Below are 22,931 nucleotides of genomic sequence, written 5' to 3'. Positions count from 1 at the left end.
CAGTGCCGGGCGTCCGGCCACGAACTCCCTCAGGCGGGCCGCCTGCCCCCGCAACGCCTCCGGCGTACGGGCGGACAGCGCCCACGGCACCACCGGCACCGGCACCGGTCCCCGCCCGACCGGCACTTCCGCTTCCCCGGTCGCCGGAGGCGGCTCCTCGACGATCACATGGGCGTTCGTGCCGCTGATCCCGAACGACGAGACACCCGCCCGGCGCGGACGATCGGCCACCGCCGGCCACTCCTGTGCCTCCCGCAGCAGTTCGACACCACCCGACGACCACTCCACATGCGGCGACGGCTCGTCGATGTGCAAGGTCTTGGGCAGGACACCGTGCCGCATCGCCTGCACCATCTTGATCACGCCCGCCACACCCGCGGCCGCCTGCGTGTGCGCGATGTTCGACTTCACCGACCCCAGCCACAACGGCCGCCCCGCCGAACGACCCTGACCATACGTCGCCAGCAATGCCTGCGCCTCGATCGGATCACCCAACGTCGTCCCCGTACCGTGCGCCTCCACCACATCCACCTCGTCCGGCGACAACCGGGCGTTGGCGAGGGCCGCGCGGATGACACGCTGCTGCGACGGCCCGTTCGGGACCGTAAGGCCGCTGCTCGCGCCGTCCTGGTTGACGGCGCTCCCCCGGATCACCGCCAGCACCTCATGCCCATGCCGACGCGCGTCCGACAACCGCTCCAGCAACAGGACCCCGGCGCCCTCCGCCGGGCCGACGCCGTCGGCCGACGCCGAGAACGCCTTGCAGCGGCCGTCCGCGGCCAGCCCGCGCTGACGGCTGAAGTCGGCGAACTCCTGCGGGCCGGCCATGACGGTGACGCCGCCCGCGAGCGCGAGCGTGCACTCACCGGCCCGTAGCGACTGACCCGCCAGATGCAGCGCGACCAGCGACGACGAGCACGCCGTGTCCACCGTCACCGCCGGACCCTCCAGTCCGAAGGCGTACGCCACCCGGCCCGAGATCACACTGCTGGTACTGCCCGTCATGGTGAAGGCCTCGACGTCCTCGGGCACCTTGTTGAGGCTCGACACGTAGTCGGAGGCCATGGCGCCGGCGAACACGCCCACGCGGCCGCCGCGCAGCCCGGCGAGGTCGAGCCCGGCACGTTCGAACGCCTCCCAGGAGGTCTCCAGGAGCAGCCGCTGCTGTGGGTCCATGGCGAGGGCCTCGCGCGGCGAGATGCCGAACGCCTCGGCGTCGAAGTCGCCCGCGTCGTGCAGGAACGCGCCCTCCCGCGCGTAGCTCTTGCCGGGCGCGTCGGGGTCCGGGTCGTAGATTCCTTCGAGGTCCCAGCCGCGGTCGTCCGGGAAGGGGGTGACCGCGTCCCGCTCCTCGCTGACGAGCTCCCACAGTTCCTCGGGCGAGGCGACGCCGCCGGGGAAGCGGCAGGCCATGCCGATGACGGCGAGCGGTTCGTCGTGCGCGGCGGGGCCCGTGCGGGGCTCGGCCTGCGACGGGGCGGTGCCGCCGCCGGTGTGCCGCTCTCCCATGAGTTCGGTGCGGAGGTGACGGGCGAGGGCGTGCGCCGTCGGGTGGTCGAAGATCAGGGTGGAGGGGAGGCGCAGGCCGACGGCGGCGTTGACCTGGTTGCGGAGGCGCACCGCCATCAGCGAATCGAACCCCATGTCCTGGAAGCCCCGCCGGGGGTCCACGGCGGCCGGCTTCGCGTGCCCGAGCGCGGCCGCCGCGTGGGTGCGTACGAGGTCCAGCAGGACACGCTCCTGCTCGGCCTCCGCGAGGCCGGCCAGCCGCCGGACCAGCGCCGAGCCCGCCCTGCCGCCGTCGGCGGCGGACGTCTCCGCGCTCGCGGGTCGGCGGGCGGGTGCGCGCACCAGGCCGCGCAGGAGCGGCGGCAGGTCGCCGGCCGCCGCCCGGGAGCGCAGGGCGCCCGCGTCGAGGCGGACGGGGACCAGGAGCGCCCTGCCGGAGGCGCTCTCCGTCGTCGTGCTCGCCGAGGCCGCGTCGAAGAGGGCGAGTCCTTGTGCGTCCGTCAGCGGTGTGACGCCCTCGCGGGCGAGCCGCACGCGGTCGGCCCGGCTCAACTTCCCCGTCATGCCGCTGGATTCCCGCTCCCAGAGCCCCCAGGCCAGCGAAACGGCCGGGAGACCCGCGGCGCGCCGGTGCGCCGCCAGGGCGTCGAGGAAGGTGTTGGCCGCGGCGTAGTTGCCCTGCCCGGGACCGCCGACGATCCCCGCGGTGGAGGAGAAGAGGACGAACGCCGCGAGGTCGAGGGCGCGGGTCGCCTCGTGCAGGTTCCAGGCCGCGTCGGCCTTCGGCCGGAGGACGGCCGACACCCGGTCGGGGGTCAGGGCGGTGACTACGGCGTCGTCGAGGACGCCGGCCGCGTGGACGACGGCGGTCAACGGGTGCCGGTCGGGTATGCCGGCGAGGAGACCGTCGAGCGCGGCCCGGTCGGCCACGTCGCACGCCGCCAGCGTCACCGAGGCGCCCAGCGCGGCGAGTTCGTCGCGCAGCCCGGCCGCCCCGGGGGCGTCCGGGCCGCGACGGCCGGCGAGGAGCAGATGACGTACGCCCCGGTGCGCCACCAGGTGTCGGGCGAGCAGGCGGCCGAGGGCGCCGGTGCCGCCCGTGATCAGCACCGTTCCCTCCGCGTCCCACGCCCGCTCGCCCGCCCCCGGCTCAGGCACGGCACGGGTCAGGCGCGGCACCAGTGCCACGCCTCCCCGCACCGCGACCTGAGGCTCGTCCGCCGCCAGGGCGGCGGGCAGGGCCGCCTCCCACCCGGCGGCGTCGTCGACGTCGACCAGTACGAACCGGTCGGGGTGCTCCGACTGCGCCGATCGCACCAGCCCCCGGACGGCGGCGTGCGCGAGGTCCCCGCGTACGCCCGTACTCCCGGGTCCACCGATTACGCCGATTCCGCCGGTACTCCCGGGTCCGCTGGTGTCGACCGCTCCGGAAGTGACGACGACCAGGCGGGAGTCCGATGCCGCGGGGTCGGCGAGCCATGCCTGTACGGCCGCCAGCGCTCCGTTGACGGCCTCGTGCGTCGCGCGGACGGGATCGCGGTCAGCCGCGCCGTCGGAGGGCAGGCACGGCAGGACCACATGGACGGGGTACGGGCGCTCGGCGCCGTCCAGCAGTGCCCAGCGGACCGGCGGGGCTCCCTCGCCGCCCGCCCGTTCCGGAGCCGGGATCCAGTCCACACCGTGCAGAACGGCCTGCTCGGCGGCCCCGGCGGCCTGCCGGAGCCGGTCGGCGGGTACCGGGCGCGAGACGAGGGCGTCCGCGGACGCGACCGGGCGGCCTTCCGTATCGGCGATCCGCAGCGAGAGCCCGTCCCGGACGGACGCGGCCGGGGCCAGCCGTACGCGCACATCCTTCGCGCCCGTCGCGAGGAGCGACAGCCCGCGCCAGGCGAAGGGCAGCCGTACCTCACCTGATGCGTAGTCATTATTGGCTGCTGTAGCGAGAGTTGGGTGCAGAGAGGCGTCCAAGAGCGCCGGGTGGATACCGAAACCCTCCGCCTCGCCGCGCGCCTCCTCCGGGAGCCCGACTTCGGCGAACACCTCGTCGCCGCGTCGCCATACCGCGCGCAGCCCCTGGAACGCGGGGCCGTACCCGTAACCGTCGGCGGCCAGGCGGCCGTAGAACCCCTCCAGCGGTACGGGTTCGGCGCCGGGCGGCGGCCAGTCCGCCAAGTCTCGGAACCCATCGGACATACCCTGCTCACCAGGCGTGTCGGACTCACCTGCGGCGAGCACACCGTCGGCGTGCCGTACCCAGTCCCGGCCGTCGGCCGGCTGCGAGTGCACGCTCACGGGGCGTCGCCCGGACGCGTCCTCGGGGCCCACGCGGACCTGGACGGCGACGCTCCCCTCTTCCGGGACCACCAAGGGCGCTTCGAGGGTCAGTTCCTCGACGCGGCCGCAGCCGGCCTCGTCACCGGCCCGGACGGCGAGCTCCGCCAGGCCCGCGCCCGGCAGCAGCACGGTGCCGGCGATCGCGTGGTCGGCGACCCACGGGTGCGTACGGGCGGAGATCCGCCCGGTGAGCAGCACACTCCGGTCCTCGGCCAGTTCGACCGCCGCGCCCAGCAGCGGATGGCCGAACGCTCCCATGCCGACGGCTGACAGGTCACCGGCCTCCCGCCCCGACTCCTCCAGCCAGTAACGCGTGCGTTGGAAGGCGTAGGTGGGGAGGTCGACGCGGCGGGCGCCGGGAAGGACCGTCGTCCAGTCGACGGGGACACCGTGGGTGAATGCCTCGGCGGCGGAGAGGAGGAACCGGTCCCAGCCGCCCTCGTCCCGGCGGAGGGAACCGACAGCCGCGCCGGGCAGGTCACCGTCCTCGATCGTCTCCAACACACCCGTCGTCAAAACCGGATGCGCCGACGACTCCACGAACACGCCATAACCCTGAGCGAGAAGAGAACGGGTCGCCGCCTCGAACTCCACCGGACGGCGCAAATTCTCAAACCAGTACGACGCGTCCAACCCCGCCGTATCCACCCAGTCACCCGACACCGTCGAGAAGAACGGTATCCGGGACGTCACCGGGCTGACCGGAGCCAGAACCTCCAGCAACTCCCCACGTATCCGGTCCACATGAACCGAATGCGAGGCGTAATCCACCGGAACCCGACGCGCCCGCACCTCCGCCTTCTCACACACGGCAAGGAACTCCTCCAATGCGTCCGCGTCACCGCTGACGACGGTGGAGGACGGGCCGTTCACCGCCGCGACGCCCAGGCGCCCCTGCCAGCGGGCGAGCATCCTCGCCGTGTCACTTCGCCCGGCCGCCACGGACACCATGCCGCCGAGACCCGCGATCTTCCGGATCGCCCGGCTACGGAGGGCGACGACGCGGGCGGCATCGTCCAAGGACAAACCACCGGCTACGCACGCCGCCGCGATCTCCCCTTGCGAGTGACCGACGACCGCACCCGGCTCCACACCGAGAGAACGCCACACTTCCGCGAGGGAGACCATCACCGCGAACAGGACCGGCTGAACGACGTCCACCCGCTCCAGCAACTCCTCAGAGTCCTCAACCCCGCGCAGGACCTCCCCCAACGACCAGTCCACGTAAGGAGAAAGCGCCCGCTCACACTCCGCGATCCGCCCGGCGAACACCGGCGAGGATTCGAGAAGACCCACCGCCATCCCCACCCACTGCGAACCCTGCCCCGGAAACACCAGCACCGGACGCACACCACCGCGCGCGACACCCGACACCACCCCCGCACCAGGGGCGCCTTCGGCCAGCGCCTCCAAACCCTTCAGAAGCGCTTCCCGGTCACCACCCAGCACCACCCCTCGGTGCTCCATCGACGCACGCGCCGTCACCAGCGAGAAACCCACATCCACCGGATCCAGCCCCGGACGGTGCAGCGCGTGTTCACGGAGGCGGGACGCCTGGCCCCGTAGCCCCTCGGCCGACCGCGCGAAGAGCACCCAGGGCACCACGGGTACCGGGCCCCGGTCGGCGGCCGGCGCCTCCACAACCTCTGCCGCGTCCCCCACATCCCCCGGGGCCTCCTCGACGATCACATGCGCGTTCGTCCCGCTGATCCCGAACGACGACACGCCCACCCGGCGCGGCCGGTCGGCCACCGCCGGCCACTCCCGCGCCTCGTCCAGCAGTGTCAGCCCGCCCGCCGACCAGTCCACATGCGGCGACGGCTCCTCCGCGTGCAGCGTCCTCGGGAGCACACCACGCCGCAGGGCCATCACCATCTTGATCACGCCCGCCGCCCCGGCGGCGGCCTGCGCGTGGCCGATGTTCGACTTCACCGAGCCGAGCCACAGCGGCCGGTCCGCCGGACGATCCCGGCCGTACGTCGCCTGGAGCGCCTGCGCCTCGATCGGATCACCCAAAGGCGTCCCCGTACCGTGCGCCTCGATCACATCGATCTCGTCGGGCGTGAGACCGGCGTTGGCCAGGGCCGCGCGGATCACCCGCTGCTGCGACGGGCCGTTCGGGGCCGACAGCGCGCTGCTGGCCCCGTCCTGGTTTACGGCGCTCCCCCGGATCACCGCCAGCACCTCGTGCCCGTTCCGACGCGCGTCCGACAACCGCTCCAGCAACAGCACGCCGACGCCCTCGGCGGGTCCGAAGCCGTCCGCGGAGGCGGCGAAGGCTTTGCAGCGGCCGTCCGGGGACAGCCCCCGCATGCGGCTGAACTCGGTGAAGACGCGGGGGCCCGCCATGATGCTGACGCCGCCCGCGAGGGCGAGCGAGCACTCGCCGCCGCGCAGGGCCTGGCCCGCCAGGTGCAGGGCGACCAGCGACGACGAGCACGCCGTGTCGATCGCCACCGCGGGGCCTTCCAGGCCGAGCGCGTACGAGACGCGGCCCGCGACGACGCTCTGGGTGTTGCCCGTGACGAAGTAGCCCTCGACCGTCTCGGGGGGCCGCTTCAGCCGGGTGACGTAGTCCGACCAGCCGGTGCCGTAGAAGACCCCCACGGGCTCGCCCCGCAGTGTCCTGGGGGCGATCCCGGCGCGCTCGATCGCTTCCCAGGAGGTTTCGAGGAGCAGCCTCTGCTGGGGGTCCATCGCCATGGCCTCGCGCGGCGGGACGGCGAAGAAGTCCGCGTCGAACTCCTGGGCGTCGTGGATGAATCCGCCTTCGCGCGTGTAGCTCCTGCCGGGGGCGTCGGGGTCGGGGTCGTAGAGGCCCTCGGTGTCCCAGCCCCGGTCCTCGGGAAGGGGCGTGACGGCGTCCCGGCCCTCGTCGACGAGGTCCCACAGGTCTTCGGGCGTGCGGACCCCGCCCGCGAAGCGGCAGGCCATGCCGACGACGGCGAGGGGTTCGCGGGTGGCGGATTCGAGTTTGTGGTTCCGCAGCCGGAGGCGTTCGGTTTCTTTGAGGGAGGCCCGCAGAGCCCCGACAATCTGCTCGGTGGACGCGTCAGTCACGAGCTCTGCCCTTCGGATCGTCCGGGTTCTTCGGTGTCGGCTGTGCCTTCTGTTTTGCCTGTGCTGCTTGTGCTGCCTGTGCTGGCTGTACTTCCTGTGCTGTCCATGTCGTCCACGTCGGCCGTCTCCGCCGGGCCGTCGCCGTGGGCCATGCGGAGGAGGCCCGCGAGGTCCAGTCCGTCGACGGCGCTGACCGCCTGTTCGATCTCGGTGTCGTCCGCGCCGTTCCGGTGGCGGACGTCGGCTTCCGGCGCGTCCTCGTCGGCGGGTACCAGTTCGGCCCGGAGGTAGTGCGCGACGGCCAGGGGTGTGGGGTGGTCGAAGAGGAGCGTCGCGGGCAGCCGGCGGCCCGCCGCCGTGCCGAGGCGGTTGCGCAGTTCGACGGCCGTGAGGGAGTCGAAGCCCGAGTCCATGAAGCCGCGTTCGGGGTCGACGGCGTCCGGCCGGGTGTGGCCGAGCGTGGTGGCGGCGTGGCTTCGCACGAGTTCCAGGAGCAGTTGGTTCCGGTCGTCGCGGGAGAGTCCGTCGAGGCGTCGGAGCAGGGCGGACGCCGCGTCGGCCGGGGTGCCGTCGGCGGGAGCCGCTCCGGCGGTGCGCCGGGCGGGGGCGCGGACGAGGCCGCGCAGCGGCGCGGGCAGGGTGCCGGCCGCGGCCCGGGTGCGCAGGGCGGCCGGGTCCAGGCGGATCGGGAGCAGCAGCGCTTCGTCCGCCGTGAGGGCGGTGTCGAAAAGGCTCAGGCCCTGTCCGTCGGGGATCGGTGCCAGGCCGGAGCGGGCGATGCGGGCCCGGTCGCCGCGTCCGAGGCGGGCGGTCATGCCGCTGGAGCGCTCCCACAGGCCCCAGGCGAGCGAGCGGCCGGGCAGTCCTCGCGCGGTGCGGTGGTGGGCGAAGGCGTCGAGGAAGGCGTTGGCGGCGGCGTAATTGCCCTGACCGGGACCGCCGAGGACGCCGGAGGCGGAGGAATAGAGGACGAACTCGGCGAGGTCCAGGTGGCGGGTCGCCTCATGAAGGTTCACGGCCGCGTCCGCCTTCGCCCGGAACACCGCGTCGAGCCGTCCCGGGGTCAGCGCCCCGATGACGCCGTCGTCCGTCACACCCGCCAGGTGCACCACAGCGGTCAGCGGATGGGCGGCCGAAACCTTCGCGACCAGCTCGGTGACCGCCTCACCATCGGCCAGATCGCACGCCACCAGGGTCACGCTCGCCCCTGCCGCTTCCAGGTCACCGACGAGTTCCCGCGCGCCGGGGGCGTCGGGTCCCCGGCGGCTCGTCAGCAGCAAGTGGCGCACCCCGCGGTCGGTCACCAGATGGCGGGCCAGCAGCGACCCGAGCGTGCCCGTCCCGCCCGTGACCAGGACCGTGCCCTCCGGGTCCCGCACCGGAGGCATCGTGAGGACGATCTTCCCGACGTGCTGGGCCCGGCTCATGAGGCGGAACGCCTCGGGGGCCCGCCGTACGTCCCAGGTCGTCACCGGCGAGTGGGTGAACTCGCCGGTCTCGAAGAGCCGTACGACCTCGGTAAGGATCTCCCGGATGCGGTCCGGTCCCGCCTCCGTCATGTCGTAGGCGCGGTAGGAGACTCCGGGGTGGTCGGCGGCGACCTGCCCGGGGTCGCGGACGTCGGCCTTGCCCATCTCGACGAACCGGCCGCCCTCACGCGGCATCAGCCGCAACGACGCGTCCACGAACTCCCCCGCCAGACTGTCCAGGACCACATCGATCCCACGCCCGCCGGTAGCCGCCCTGAACGCCCCCTCGAACTCCGTCGACCGCGACGAGGCGATATGCGCGTCGTCCAGCCCTGACGCCCGCAGCGTCTCCCACTTCCCCGGACTCGCCGTACCGAACACCTCCGCACCCAGATGACGGGCCACCTGCACCGCCGCCATCCCCACACCACCCGCCGCCGCGTGCACCAGCACCGACTCCCCAGCCACCAGACCCGCCAGATCCACCAGCCCGTAGAAGGCCGTCACATAGGCGACGGGGACGGCGGCGGCCCGGGCGAACGTCCACCCGTCGGGGATGCGGACGACGGTCCGCGCGTCGGTGACCGCCACCGGGCCGAAGGAGCGCGCCACCACGCCCGTCACCCGGTCACCGGGGACCAGGTCCGTCACTCCGGAACCGACCTCCGTGATCACTCCGGCGGCCTCGCCGCCCATCGGGGCGCGTTCCGGGTACATGTCCAGGGCGAGGAGCACGTCCCGGAAGTTCAGGCCGGTCGCCCGGACGTCGATGCGGACGTCGAGCGGGCCGAGGGGCGCGGTCTGCTCGGGGCTGGGCAGCAGGGCGAGGTTCTCCAGGGTGCCGGGGGCGGAGACGTCCAGCCGCCAGGGCGCGGGGCCGGCCGGGGGAAGCAGGGTGCCGCTGTCCCCGATCCGGTGCAGGCGGGCCGCGAGCGGCTCGCCGCCACGCAGTGCCACTTGGGGTTCGCCGGTCGCGAGGGCGATCGGGAGCGCTTCGTCGACGTCGGCGGCGCCGTCCAGGTCGAGGAGGAGGAAGCGACCCGGGTTCTCGGTCTGCGCCGCACGCACCAGACCCCACACCGCGGCCTGCGCCGGATCCGGCGCCTCACCACCGGCCGCCACCGCGTTCCGGGTCACCACGACCAGGCACGATTGGGCGAACTTGTCGTCGGACAGCCAATCCTGAAGCACTGTCAGCACTTCTGCCGTGGCCGCCCGCGCGGCGGCCGGCAGTCCGGTCCCCGTGGCGGAGGGTGTGCAGAGGAGCGCGGTGAAGGCCGGGTACGGGTTTACGTTCCCGTGCGGGCTTCCAGTCCGGTGTCGGCCTCCGGTCGGATGCGCGTTTCCTTTGGGGTGCGCGTTTCCGTTGGGGTGCGCGTTTCCGTCGAGGTGCCGGCTTCCGTTCCGCTCCGGGCCGCCGGCTCCGAGCACCGTCCACCGGACCGGCGGGACGGGGTCGGGCGCCGGGACGGGCGTCCAGCGCAGGGTGAAGAGCGCGTCCCGGTCCGCGGGGGCGGCCCGTAGGTGGCCCGGGGTCACCGGCCGGGTGACCAGCCTGTCCACCGAGGCCACCGGGCGCCCTTCGGCGTCCGCGAGCCGCAGGGTCAGGGCGTCGGGGCCCTGGGGAGACAGTCGTACGCGCACGCTCGACGCGCCCTCGGCGAAGAGGGACACCCCGCTCCAGACGAACGGCAGCCGCACCTCACGGCCGCCCGGACCACCGTGCCCCGTGGGGCTTCCCGTGTCCGCCGCCGCGAGGGCCGCGTGCAGGGAGGCGTCCAGCAGGGCCGGGTGGAGGCCGAAGCGGGCCGCTTCGGCGTGTGCCGCCTCGGGCAGGCCCACCTCGGCGAACACGTCCTCGCCGCGCCGCCACACGGCGCGCAGACCTTGGAACGCGGGGCCGTACCCGTAGCCGTCGGCGGACAGGCGCCCGTAGAAGTCCTCCAGTTCCAGGGGCTCGGCTCCGGGAGGCGGCCACGCGGCGAGGTCGAAGGTTCCGGTACGGGCCTCGGGGGCGAGGGTCCCTTCGGCGTGGCGGGTCCATTCCCGCGCGTCCTCCGTCCGCGAGTGCACGCTCACCGGGCGGCGGCCGTCGTCCTCCTCCGGGCCCACGCGCACCTGCACGTCGGCCGTCCCGTCCGCCGGCAGGACCAGGGGCGCGGCCAGGGTCAGTTCTTCCAGGTGGCCGCAGTCGGCCTCGTCGCCGGCGCGTACGGCCAGTTCCACGAAGGCCGTACCGGGGAGCAGCACGGCCCCGGCCACCTCGTGGTCGGCGAGCCAGGGGTGCGCCCGTACCGAGAGCCGGCCGGTCATGACGACGCCCTGTCCGTCCGCCAGGTTCACGGCCGCCCCGAGCAGCGGGTGGCCGGCGTCGGCGAGTCCCAGTGCGCCCGGGTCGCCTCCCGCGGGCGTGCGGTCCTCCAGCCAGTAGCGCTGCCGCTGGAAGGCGTAGGTGGGGAGTTCGACGCGGCGGGCGCCGGGGAGGAGGGCGGACCAGTCGACGTCCGTGCCGTGCGCGTAGGCGGTCGCGACGGCGGCTGTGAGCGTGCGCGGTTCGGGGCGGTCGCGCCGCAGGAGGGGGACCGTGACGGCTTCCGGGCGGAGGTCCTCCAGGGTTTCCCGCGCCATCGGTGTGAGCACGCCGTCGGGGCCGAGCTCGATCAGGACGTGCACGCCCCGCGCGGCGAGCGTCCGTACGCCGTCGGCGAAGCGGACGGTGTCGCGGACGTGCCGCGCCCAGTGGTCGGGCGAGGTCAGCTCACCGGGCTCGGCCGGGCGTCCGGACACGTTCGACACGACCGGGATCCGGGGCTCGGCGAAGGCGATCCGCTTCAGGACCTGCCGGAAGTCGTCCAGCATGGGGTCCATGAGGGGCGAGTGGAAGGCGTGGCTCACGTCGAGGCGACGCGCCTTGCGGTCGGGGAAACCGGCCAGGAGCGCTTCGACGGCGGCAGATTCCCCCGACAGGACCACCGAGCGGGGGCCGTTCACGGCGGCGATGCCGACCCGGTCCTCGGGTCCGGGCCTGGATCCGGACCCTGATCCGGACCTGGATCCGGCCAGGGCCTGGCGGGCCTCGTCCTCGGTGGCCTGGACCGCCACCATCACCCCACCGGCGGGAAGAGCCTGCATCAACCGGCCGCGCGTGTTCACCAGCAGCGCCGCGTCCTCCAGCGAGAAGACACCCGCCACATGCGCCGCGGCGACCTCACCGATCGAATGCCCCAGCAGGAGGTCGGGCCGCACGCCCCAGCTCTCCAGCAGCCGGAAGAGCGCCACTTCGAAGGCGAAGAGCGCCCCCTGCGTGAACTCCGTACGCCCCAGCCGTTCCCCGTCCTCGAACACGTCCCGGGACAGCCCGAGAGCGCCGCACGCCTCGTCCAGCGCCGCCGCGAACACCGGGTACGCCCCGGCCAGTTCGCGGCCCATACCCGCCCGTTGCGCGCCCTGGCCCGAGAACAGGAACGCCGTACGGGCCCGGCCCCGCGCCGTACCGCGGACGACCACAGGACCACCGGCGCCCTCGTACGGGCCTTCCAGCCCTGCCAGGAGCGCTTCCCTGTCCTCGCCCAGCACGACCGCCCGGTGCTCCATGGCCGTCCGCGTCGTGGCCAGGGAGAGGCCCACGTCCGCCGGGTGGAGTTCCGGACGCTCCGTCACATACGCGTGGAGGCGGGCGGTCTGGGCGGCCAAGGCCTCGGGGTTCCGGGCCGTCACCACCCACGGTACGACCGGTACGGGCGCGGGGGCCCGCACCCGTCCGGGCACGGCACCGGACGCGGCTTCCTCCAGGGCCTGTTCGACGATCACGTGGGCGTTGGTGCCGCTCATCCCGAACGACGACACGCCCGCCCGGCGCCGCCGGTCCACGGCGGGCCACTCCCGCGCCTCGCCGAGCAGCCGCAGGGCGCCCGACGACCAGTCGATGTGCGGCGACGGTTCGTCGGCGTGGAGGGTCCTGGGCAGTGTGCCCCGCCGCAGGGCCAGGACCGTCTTGATCACGCTGGTCACGCCGGACGCGGCGGCGGTGTGCGCGACGTTCGACTTGACCGAGCCCAGCCACAGCGGCCGGTCCGCCGGCCGGCCTTCCCCGTACGTGGCCAGGAGGGCTTGCGCCTCGATCGGGTCGCCCAGGGTCGTGCCCGTGCCGTGCGCCTCGACCGCGTCGATGTCGTCCGGGGTCAGTCCGGCGTTGGCGAGGGCGGCGCGGATCACCCGTTGCTGGGAGGGGCCGTTGGGTGCGGTGAGGCCGTTGCTGGCGCCGTCCTGGTTGACGGCGCTGCCCCGGATCACCGCCAGGACCTCGTGCCCGTTGCGGCGGGCGTCCGACAGGCGCTCCAGCAGCAGCACGCCTACGCCCTCGCCCCAGCCCGTGCCGTCCGCCGAGGCCGAGAACGCCTTGCAGCGGCCGTCCGGGGCGAGCCCGCGCTGGCGGCTGAACTCGGTGAAGGGCTTGGGGCCCGCCATGACCGTGACCCCGCCCGCGAGGGCGAGCGCGCACTCACCGGACCGCAGCGCCTGGCCGGCCAGGTGCAGGGCGACGAGGGACGACGAGCACGCGGTGTCCACGGTGACCGCCGGGCCTTCCAGGCCGAAGGTGTAGGCGACGCGGCCGGAGAGCACACTGGCCGCGCTGCCGGTGAGGGCGAAGCCCTCCAGTTCCTCCGGTACGTGGTTGCCGTCGGTGGCGTAGCCCGCCGAGCCCGCGCCGACGAAGACGCCGACCTGGGCGCCGCGCAGGGAGGCCGGGTCGATGCCGGCGCGTTCGAACGTCTCCCAGGAGGTCTCCAGGAGGAGCCGCTGCTGCGGGTCCATGGCGAGGGCCTCGCGCGGCGAGATGCCGAAGAACCCGGCGTCGAAGTCGCCCGCGTCGTGCAGGAAGGCGCCTTCGCGCACGTAGCTCTTGCCGGGGGCGTCGGCGTCCGGGTCGTAGAGCCCGTCCAGGTCCCAGCCCCGGTCGGTGGGGAAGCCGGTGACGGCGTCGGTGCCGTCGGCGAGGGCGCGCCACAGGTCTTCCGGTGAGGTGATGCCGCCGGGGAGCCGGCAGGCCATGCCGACGACGGCGATCGGCTCGTCCGCGGCCACGGGTTGTGGTGACGGGCCGGTCCGGGGCGCGGTGTCGCCCGTGAGTCCGGTGTGGAGGTGGTGGAGGTGACGGGCGAGGGCGGCGGGGCTGGGGTGGTCGAAGACCAGGGAGGTGGGCAGGCGCAGGCCGGTGGCGTCCTGAAGGCGGTCGCGGAGCTCCACGGCGGTCAGGGAGTCGAAGCCGAGGGCGCGGAAGGCGAGGTCGGTGTCGATCCCTTCGGCCGTCTCCGTCTCCGTCTCCGCCGCCGGGTCGCCGTGGCCGAGGACCGCGGCCGTGTGCGCGCACACGGCGTCGAGCAGGAGGCGGTGCCGCTCCGGCCCGGGCAGGCCGGCGAGCCGGCGCGCGAGCTCCGGTCGGGGTGCGCCGGTGGTCTCCTCGGTCTCCGCCCCGGGCCGTTCCGGTCCGCCGTCGCGCTCGCGCCGCCGTCGCGCCTCGGGGATCTCGTCGAGGAGGGGGCGCGGGCGGGCGAGGGTGAAGAGGGTGGCGAAGCGGTCCCAGTCGACGTCGCTGACGACGACGGACGTCTCGTCGTGGTCGAGGGCCCGGCGCAGCGCCTCGAAGGCCAGGCGCGGTTCGAGGCGGGGCAGGCCCTGGCGGATCGACCGTTCGGTGAGGAGGTCGCGCATGGTGGTGTCGCCGTCCCGGTCGTCGAAGGCGTCCCAGATGCCCCAGGCGATGGAGGTGGCGGGCCGGCCGGCGGCGCGGCGGTGTGCGGCGAGGGCGTCGAGGAAGGCGTTGGCGGCGGCGTACGAGCCTTCGCCGGCGGTGCCCCACACCCCGGCGACGGAGGAGAAGAGGACGAAGGCGTCGAGGTCGTCGTCGGCGAGCAGTTCGTCGAGGTTGCGGGCCGCGGTGACCTTGGCGCGGACGGCGTGGGCGTAGCGGTCGGTGGTGGTCTCCGCGAGGGGGCCGATGTCGGGGACGACGGCGGCGTGGACGACGGCGCGCAGGGGCGGCCCGTCGGCGCGCAGCCGGCCGAGGAGCGCGGCGAGGGCGTCGCGGTCGGCGGCGTCGCAGGCGGCGAGGGTCACCCGGACGCCGCGGGCCTCCAGCCGGGTGCGCAGTTCGGCGGCGCCGGGGGCGGCGGGGCCGCGGCGGCTTGCGAGGACGAGGTGTTCGGCGCCGTTCCCGGCGAGCCAGTGGGCGAGGTGGCCGCCGAGCGCTCCGGTGCCGCCGACGACGAGCACGGTGCCGCGCGGCCGCCAGGCCCGCGGGGCCGGGGTGTCGCCGAGCGGGGCCCGTACGAGGCGGCGTACGAGCGTACCGGTGTCCCGTACGGCGATCTGGTCCTCGGCCCCGTCGCCGGGGCGGCCGGCGAGCGCGGCGCACAGCTGCCGCAGTGCCGCCTCGCCCGGCTCCTCGGGGACGTCGGCGAGCCCGCCCCAGCGCGCCGGGTGTTCGAGTCCGACGACCCTGCCGAGCCCCCAGATCTGGGCGTGCTCGGGGCGGCGGACGGGGTCGGTGGGAGAGGTGGTGACGGCGCCACGGGTGAGGCACCACAGGGGCGCGCCGACACCGGCGTCGCCGAGGGCCTGGGCGAGGGTCAGGGTGGTGGTGACGCCCGCGTGGAGGTGGGGGTGACGGGGGTCGGGGGCCTCGTCGAGGGCGAGCAGGGAGAGGACACCGCGGGGGGCCTGCCCGGCGGGGGCGGGGGTTCGGCCGTGGCCGGGGTCTGCGGCTTGGGCGGCGTGCCGGTTGTCGTCGGCGCCTTGGCCGAGGGGCGGCCGGGGGTGAACGGGGTTCAGGCTCGCGGCGGGGTCGTGGTGGGCGTCGGCGGCCTGAGCGGCGCTCCGGCTCCGGACGGGATCGTGGCCGGCGCCGCCGATCCGGGTGGCACTCGGCTCCTCGCCGCCACCGGGCCCGCCCCCGAGGCACCGGCCCGCGTCGCCTGCGTGAGCGACGTCCCGGCTCCCCGCCGCTTCATAGCCGACGCCCTCAGCCCGAACAGCACTCCGGCTCCGGGCGGGGTCGTGGTCGGCGTCGGCGGCCCGCACAGTGCTCCGGCTCCCGCCGAGGTCGTGGCCGGTCGCCCCGGTCCGGACAGAACTCGGCCCCTCACCAGGGCCGTGGCCTTCGTTGCCGGCCCGAACAGTGCTCCGGTCCTCGCCGAGGCCACGGCCCGCGTCTCCGGATCGGGCTGCGCTCCGGCCGCCTCCGGCGTCTCCGGCGTGGGGGGTGGCCTTCCCGCCACGACCGCCGGCCTCGGCACCGGCGTCGGCACCGGTGACGTCACGCGTCTCTCCCCCGCGCGCGGCCCGTGCCGTGGTGGTGCGGAGGCGTTGGGCGAGCGTTTCCCGGTCGTCGTGGGCCGGGTCCACCGGGAGCTCGACCACGTCCGCGCCGTGTTCGGCCAAGGCCCGGCGGACGGCCCGGGCCCAGGGGTGGTCGGCACAGCGGGCGGGAGTGACGACCAGCCAGGTGCCGGAGAGTCCGGAGTCGGAGAGGGCGGGGCCGGGCTCGGTGGGGCCCGGGCCACCCGGTAGCGCCCGCGGCGCCGGCCGCCAGGCCACCCGGTAGCGCCAGGGGTCGGCCGCCGCCCCGTCGCGCCGTCGCCGCCGCCGTGCGGCGAGGGCGGGGAGCAGCTCGCCGGGCCCCTGCGGCCGCGGGAGGGCTTCCGTGCCCGCGTCGGCCGGGTCCCCCGGCTGCCCGGGGAGGCCGAGGGTGCGGGCGAGGTCGGCGAGTTCGGCGGGGTCGCCGCTGTCGACGGCCGCCCAGAAGCGGTCCTCGGCGGGGTCGGCCACCGCGCCCGCCGCCGTGCTCGCCACCGCACCCGCCACCGTGGCGACCGGACCGGTGGCCGCGTGCCGGAGCCAGTACGGCTTGCGCTGGAAGGCGTACGTGGGCAGCTGGATCCGGCGGGCGCGGGGCAGCAGGCCGCGCCAGTCGACGTCGGCGCCGTGGGTGAAGGCGGTGGCGAGCGCGGTCGTCAGCGCCTCGTCCTCGGGGCGGTCCTTGCGCAGGAGCGGGAGGGTGAGAACGCCGGGGCGGCCGTCGAGGGTGTCCCGGGCCATGGTGGACAGGACGCCGTCGGGGCCGAGTTCGAGGTAGGTGGTGACGCCGAGCCGGTCGAGCTCCCGGACGCCGTCGGCGTAGCGGACGGCGCTCCTGACGTGCCGTACCCAGTACTCGGGCGAGGTCAGCTCGCCGGGCCCGGCGGGCAGGCCCGTGACGTTCGACAGGACGGGGACGTCCGGTTCGTGGAAGGTGAGCGCTTCGGCGGTGCGGCGGAAGTCCTCCAGCATGCCGTCCATGCGCGGGGAGTGGAAGGCGTGGCTTACGCGCAGGCGTGTGGTGCGGCGGCCGCGGGCGGCGAGGGTGGCGGCGACGGTGGTGACGGCGTCCTCGTCGCCGGAGAGGACCGTGGCCGAGGGGCCGTTGACGGCCGCGACGGTGACCCGGTCCGGGTGCCCGTAGGCGGTGAGGGCCTCGGTGACCTCGGCCTCGGGCGCGGCGACGGCGATCATCGCGCCGCCTTCGGGGAGCGCGTCCATCAGCCGGCCGCGGGCGGCGACCAGGCGGGCGGCGTCGGGCAGGGAGAGGACGCCCGCGGCGTAGGCGGCGGTGAGTTCGCCGATGGAGTGGCCCATGACGTGGTCGGGGGCGATGCCGCAGCCGCGTACGAGCTCCAGCAGGGCGGCTTCGACGGCGAACAGCGCGCTCTGCGTGTAGTGCGTGCGGTCGAGGAGGCGGGCCTGTCCGGTGCCGGGTTCGGCGAACATCACGTCGTACAGGGGGAGTTCGAGCCAGCGGTCGAGTTCCGCGACGGCCGCGTCGAGGGCGGTGGCGAAGGCGGGGTTGCGGGCGTGGAGCCGGCGGCCCATGCCGGCGCGCTGGCTGCCCTGGCCGCTGAAGAGGAACGCGGTCGCGCCCTCGCGCGCCCGGCCGTGGACGACGGCTTCGTGGGCGCGGCCCTGGGCGAGGGCGGCGAGTCCGGCGTGGGCGGTGCCGGGGTCGTCGGCCGGGGCCAGGACTACGGCGCGGTGGTCGAGCGGGGAGCGGGTGGTGGCGAGCGACCAGGCGACGTCCAGGGGGGCGGGCGCGGGGCGGGCGGTGGTGAACTCCGCGAGCCGCGCGGCCTGTCCGCGCAGCGCGGCGGGGCCGCGGGCGGAGATCACCCAGGGGACGAGCCCGGCCGGCCGGCCGCCGGCCGGGGGCTCGGCCGGCGGCTCGTCGGGGATGCCGGGTGGTGCCTGCTCGACGAGGACGTGGGCGTTGCTGCCGCTGAAGCCGAAGGAGGAGACGCCGGCGCGGGCGGGACGGCCCCGGTCGGGCCAGGCGCGGCGGCCGGTGACGAGCGAGACGGGCAGGGCGTCCCAGTCGATGCGGCTCGACGGGCGGTCGACCAGGTGCGGCGGGAGCTCGCCGTGGTGCAGGGCGAGGACGACCTTGAGGAGGCCGGTGATGCCCGCGGCGGCCTCCAGGTGGCCGATGTTCGCCTTGGCCGACCCGAGGAGGAGGGGCGTGCTCCGGTCCCGGCCGTGCCCGAGGGCCTCGGCCATGGCGCGCACCTCGATGGGGTCGCCGAGGGGGGTGCCGGTGCCGTGCGCCTCGACGTAGTCGACGTCGCGGGGCACCCAGCCGGCGCGGTCCAGGGCCTGGCGGATCAGGGCGGTCTGGGCGGCGGCGCTCGGCACGGTGAAGCCGCCGCTGTCCCCGTCCTGGTTGACGGCGGTGCCGCGCAGGAGCGCGTAGACGCGGTCGCCGTCCCGCTCGGCCGCCGCCAGCGGTTTGAGTACGAGCACGACGGCGCCCTCGCCGCGCCCGTAGCCGTCGGCCGCCTCGTCGAAGGTCTTGCAGCGCCCGTCCGGGGCGAGCGCGCCGCCGGCGGACATGGCCACGGAGACGGTCGGGGTGGTGATGACGTTGGCGCCGCCGACGAGGGCGATGTCGCAGTCCCCGGACCGCAGCCCCTGGCAGGCGAGGTGCACGGCGGTCAGCGAGGCGGAGCAGGCGGTGTCGACGGCGATGCTCGGGCCGTGCAGGCCGAGGAAGTACGACAGGCGGCCGGCGGAGGCGGCGAAGGTGTTGCCGGTGCCGTAGTAGAGGTCGATGTTGCTCATGTCGCGGGTGAGCAGTTCGTGGTAGTCGGCGGTGTTGAGGCCGAGGTAGACGCCGGTCCGGCTGCCGTCGAGGGAGGCGGGTGGCTGTCCGGCGTCCTCCAGGGCCTCCCAGGCGACTTCGAGGGCCAGGCGCTGCTGGGGGTCGAGGGAGGCCGCTTCGCGTGGGGAGATGCGGAAGAACGCGGCGTCGAACCCGGAGACGTCCGCCAGGTACCCCCCGCGCGTGGGCACTCCGGGCCCGGCCTCGGCCCATATCGGGTCGTCGCGCCGGCCGGGCGGCGGGTCGCCGACGACGTCACGGCCTTCGGTGAGCAGCCGCCAGAACGCGCCGGGCCCGTCGGCGCCGGGAAGCCGGCAGGCGACGCCGACGACGGCGACGGCTCCGGTGGCCTCCGGGGCGGTTCCCGTGCCGGGGGCGGCAGGGGTGCCGGACGTCGGTACGGGCTCCTCACGGGCGCCCGAAGCGTGGGCGCCGAGGGGTCGCGAGCCGAAGTCCGCGGCGCGACCGCCCTCGAGGGAACCGAAGCCCGGGCCGGAGGCACCGCCGGAAGCGGGCGGACGTGGCGAGGCGGCGCCGCCGGTGGCACCGGCGACCGCGACGGCCCCGGCCGTGCCACCGCCGGACGACGACCGGGCGGCCCGAGCGTCCTCGGCACCGTTCACGCCCGTAGCGACCCGGGATCCGGAATCTCCGGAAGCCCGCACGCCCGGCCCGGTGGCGGCGCCACCGACCGCCCCGGAGGCCCCGACGGCCCCGGACACCCCCGCGGGCTCCGCGTCCTCGGCACCCAGGCCGCCGGACCCACGCGCGCCCGGCCCCGCGCCGCCGTCAGCCGCGCCGGAAACCCCGGCAGTTCCGGCAGCGCCTCCGGACGGCTGGACGGACTCCGCACTCGCGGCGCTCAGGGCACTGCTCACGCCCGCGCCTCCCTCGGAACGGGCCGCGTCCGAAGGCCGCGCATCCGGCCCCGTGGCGGCGCCGACCGTCCCGGAATCCCCGGCAGGCCCGACCGCACCCCCCGACAGCCCTGCCGGCTCCGCTCCCTCGGAACCGGAAGCACCGGTAAGCCGCCCGCCCGGCCCCGCGCCACCGTCCGCCGCATCGGCATCCGCATCGGACTCCGACCCGGAGCCGGAAGTGCCGTCGGCGCGGCGGCCGGGCGCGGCCGCCGGGTGGGTGGACCCGGTGGTCCGGGCGCCGGGCGGCCGGAGCCCCGTCGCGGCGGGGGCCGGCGTAGGTCCGTCGCCTGTAGGCGCGATCCCCGCGCCTACAGGCCCGGCGGTGGCCGTCAGCTCCGTGAGCAGCGTCGCCAGGCCCTGTACGGACGGGTGCTCGAAGACGGCCGTGGCGGGCAGGTCCACCCCGAACTCCCGTGCGAGGCGGTCCCGCAGGGACACCGCGGTCAGCGAGTCGAGGCCCTGCTCGAACAGGCCGCGCCGCCGTGGCAGGTCCTGGTCCGGCCCGAGGCCGAGGATCTCGCGGACGGCCGCGTCGACCCGCCGTACCGTACCGGTGCCCGCACCCGCGGAACGGAGGCTTCCGGCATTGCGCGCGATCCCCGGCCCCCCGGACGCGCCCGCGCCGATGACGGGCGCCTCCGGTGCGGGGCCGGGCACGGGCTCCCCCGGCCCGTAGACCCGGCCCCGCTCCACCCCCGGCAGCCAGTACCGTTCCCCACCCCAGAACGGCACCGGAAGGTCCCTGTACCGGCGCGGCCTGCCGGTGACCCGCTCCCAGTCCACCCCGGCCCCGGCGACGTGCAGCCGCGCCAGGGCGCGGTGCAGCGCCGTCCGCCCCGGCTCGTCGCGGCGCAGCGTGCCCAGGCTCAGGGCCGGGAGGCCGCGGTTGCGGGCGGCGTCGGCGAGCGGGCGGGCGAGCACCGGGTGCGGGCCGATCTCGACCAGGGCATATGAGGCGTCCTCGGCGAGCAGCCGGTCGACGGCGGGCCACAGCCGTACGGGCTCGGTGAGGTTGCGTGCCCAGTACGCGGCGTCGAGCGCGCCCGCGTCGGCGTCCGGGTCGACGCTGGAGAGCAGCCGCAGCGCGGGTTCGCGCGGGGCGAGGCCGGCCAGTGCGGCGCTCAGCCGCGGACCGCAGTCGGCGACGAGCGGGCTGTGGAACGCGTAGTCGACCTTGGTGCGGCGGCAGCGCAGCCCCGCGCGTTCGAGGACGGGCAGCGCGGCGTCCACGGCGTCGTGCGGGCCCGCGACGACCACCGAGCGCGGGCCGTTGACGACGGCCACGGTGACGGGCAGACCGGCGCGGGTGAGGACGCCCGCGACCGCGGCCTCCTCGCCGTCGACGGCGAGCATCCGGCCGAGCCCGGCGGTCTCCTGGAGGATCCGGCCGCGCCGGACGGTGAGCCGGACGGCCTCCGGGAGGTCGAGGACGCCCGCGGCGTACGCGGCGGCGACCTCTCCGACGCTGTGCCCGACGACGGCGGCCGGGGCGACGCCACGGCGGGCGAGCCAGCGGACCAGGGCCACCTGGACGGCGAGGACGGCGGGCTGGGCACGGTCCGTACGCTCCAGAACGTCACCGCCACCGCGACCGCCACCGCCGGAACCGCTCGTACCGCTCGTACCGCGAAGGGTGTCGAGGAGCGACCAGGACGCCTCGGCGCGGACGAGCGCGTCGCATTCGTCCAGGGTGCCGGTGACGTCGGGGTCGGTGCCGTAGAGGTCCATGGCCATGCCCGGCCACTGGCAGCCCTGCCCGGAGAAGACGAAGACGGGTGCGGGCGCGCCCTCGGGGGCGAGCCGCCCCGTGTACGCGCCGTCGGGGAGGTCCTCGGGGTCGCCGAGGGCGGCGAGCAGTCCTTCGCGGTCGGCGGCGACGGCCGCGTAGCGGTGGGTCTCGTGGGTACGGCGGGTGGCGGCGGAGGCGACGAGGTCGTCGAGGGGAGCGTCCGCGGCGGTGAGGCGGGCCCGCAGGCCGGCGATCTGCCGGGTGAGCCCTTCGGGCCGGGAGGCCGAGGCGAGCAGGACGTACGGGGTGAGGTCGGTGGTCCGGCCCGGGTCCGTTTCCCCGGCGGTCCCGCCGGGCGCGTCCGTGCCCGCCCCGCGCGGCGGTTCCTCCGCGATCAGGTGGACGTTCGTGCCGCTGAGCCCGAACGCGCTGACTCCCGCTCGTACGGGGCGCTCCCCCTCGGAATCCGCCCCCGGGACCGGGAGCCCGGAGAGGTCCGTGCCCGTCAGGGGCACGGCGATGCCGCCGGTGCGCCAGTCGACGGCCGGGGTCGGCTCGTCGACGTGCGGCTGCGCGGGTGCGTGCCGGGCGCCGAGGGCCCAGACGGCCTTGAGGAGGCCGGTGATGCCGGCGGCGGAGTCGGTGTGGCCGAAGACGGCCTTGTGCGAGCCGACGAGCAGGGGCCGGTCCGGGCCGCGCCCGGTGCCGTAGACCTCGGCGAGCGTGCCGAGCTCGATCATGTCGCCGAGGGGCGTACCGGTGCCGTGCGCCTCGACGTAGTCGACGTCGTGCGGGGCGAGTCCGGCGGCGGCGAGGGCGTCGCGGACGACGGCTTCCTGCGCGGCGGCGTTGGGCGCGGTGAGGCCGAGGCTGCTGCCGTCGTTGTTGGCGGCCGAGCCGCGGATCACGGCGTGGATCCGGTCGTGGTCGGCGAGGGCGTCGGCGAGCCGCTTGAGGACGACGACGCCGCAGCCCTCGCCGCGCACGATGCCGTCGGCGGCGGCGTCGAAGGGCCGGCACCGGCCGGTGGGCGAGATCGCCCCGATGGTGCTCATGAAGACGCTGATCTCGGGGCCGAGGAGAAGGCTGACGCCGGCGGCGATCCCGGTGTCGATGTCCCCGGCGCGCAGGCTCTGGCATGCCTGGTGGACGGCGTAGAGGGAGGAGGAGCAGGCGGAGTTGACGGCGACGGCGGGCCCGCGCAGGTCGAAGGTGTAGGCGAGGCGGCCGGCCGCGAAACTGGACTCGACGCCGGTGACGTAGTGCGGGCCGATGCGGTCGAGGCCGACGGCCTTGGCGTGCAGCAGGTGGTAGTCGTTGGCGAGGAGGCCCACGTAGACGCCGGTGCGGGTGCCGCGCCAGGCGTCCCGGTCGCGCCCCGAGTCGGCCATGGCCTCCCAGGCGACCTCCATGAGGAGCCGCTGCTGCGGGTCGACGGCGGCGGCCTCGCGGGGCGCGATGCCGAAGTGGGCGGCGTCGAAGCGGTCGACGTCGGTGAGGAACGCGCCGACGTGGTTGGCGGTGGTGCCGGGCCGCCCCCGCTCCGGGTGGTGGAGGTCCGGTCCCCAGCGGTCGCCGGGTACGGGCGTGATGACGTCGGTCCCGGCGGTGAGCACGGTGCCGAGCGAAGCGAGGTCGCGGACGCCTCCGGGGAGGCGGCACCCCACGCCGACGACGGCGATGGGTCCGGCGGGGCGGGGGGTCACGTCCGTGCTGGCGGCCAT

2 protein-coding genes (1 of these 2 running past the window's edge) are annotated in these 22,931 nt (G+C 75.6%); both read right to left on the bottom strand.

Annotated features, from left to right (window positions below; translation table 11 throughout):
• A protein-coding gene (locus tag LUZ64_RS06905) for a type I polyketide synthase (RefSeq protein ID WP_232389748.1) crosses the window boundary here: on the bottom strand, positions 1–6,903 show its 5' portion. The gene continues 4,218 nt to the left of window position 1, outside the view; 6,903 of the gene's 11,121 nt are visible here — the first part of the coding sequence; the start codon lies at positions 6,901–6,903; its stop codon lies off the left edge, out of view.
• A complete protein-coding gene (locus LUZ64_RS06900; protein WP_269755611.1) occupies positions 6,900–22,931 on the bottom strand; it encodes a type I polyketide synthase in 16,032 nt (5,343 codons plus the stop codon). Before LUZ64_RS06900 ends, LUZ64_RS06905 begins: the two co-directional genes overlap by 4 nt.

This window comes from Streptomyces albireticuli, assembly GCF_021228125.1.
GTDB lineage: Bacteria > Actinomycetota > Actinomycetes > Streptomycetales > Streptomycetaceae > Streptomyces > Streptomyces albireticuli.
The sequence above is the reverse complement of the archived record's forward strand: the minus strand, read 5'-3'. Positions and strand labels throughout refer to the sequence as shown.

Bases quoted from the DNA above. Each gene is read 5' to 3' on its own strand.
- LUZ64_RS06900 (WP_269755611.1), bottom strand. From the start codon at position 22,931: ATGGCCGCCAGCACGGACGTGACCCCCCGCCCCGCCGGACCCATCGCC.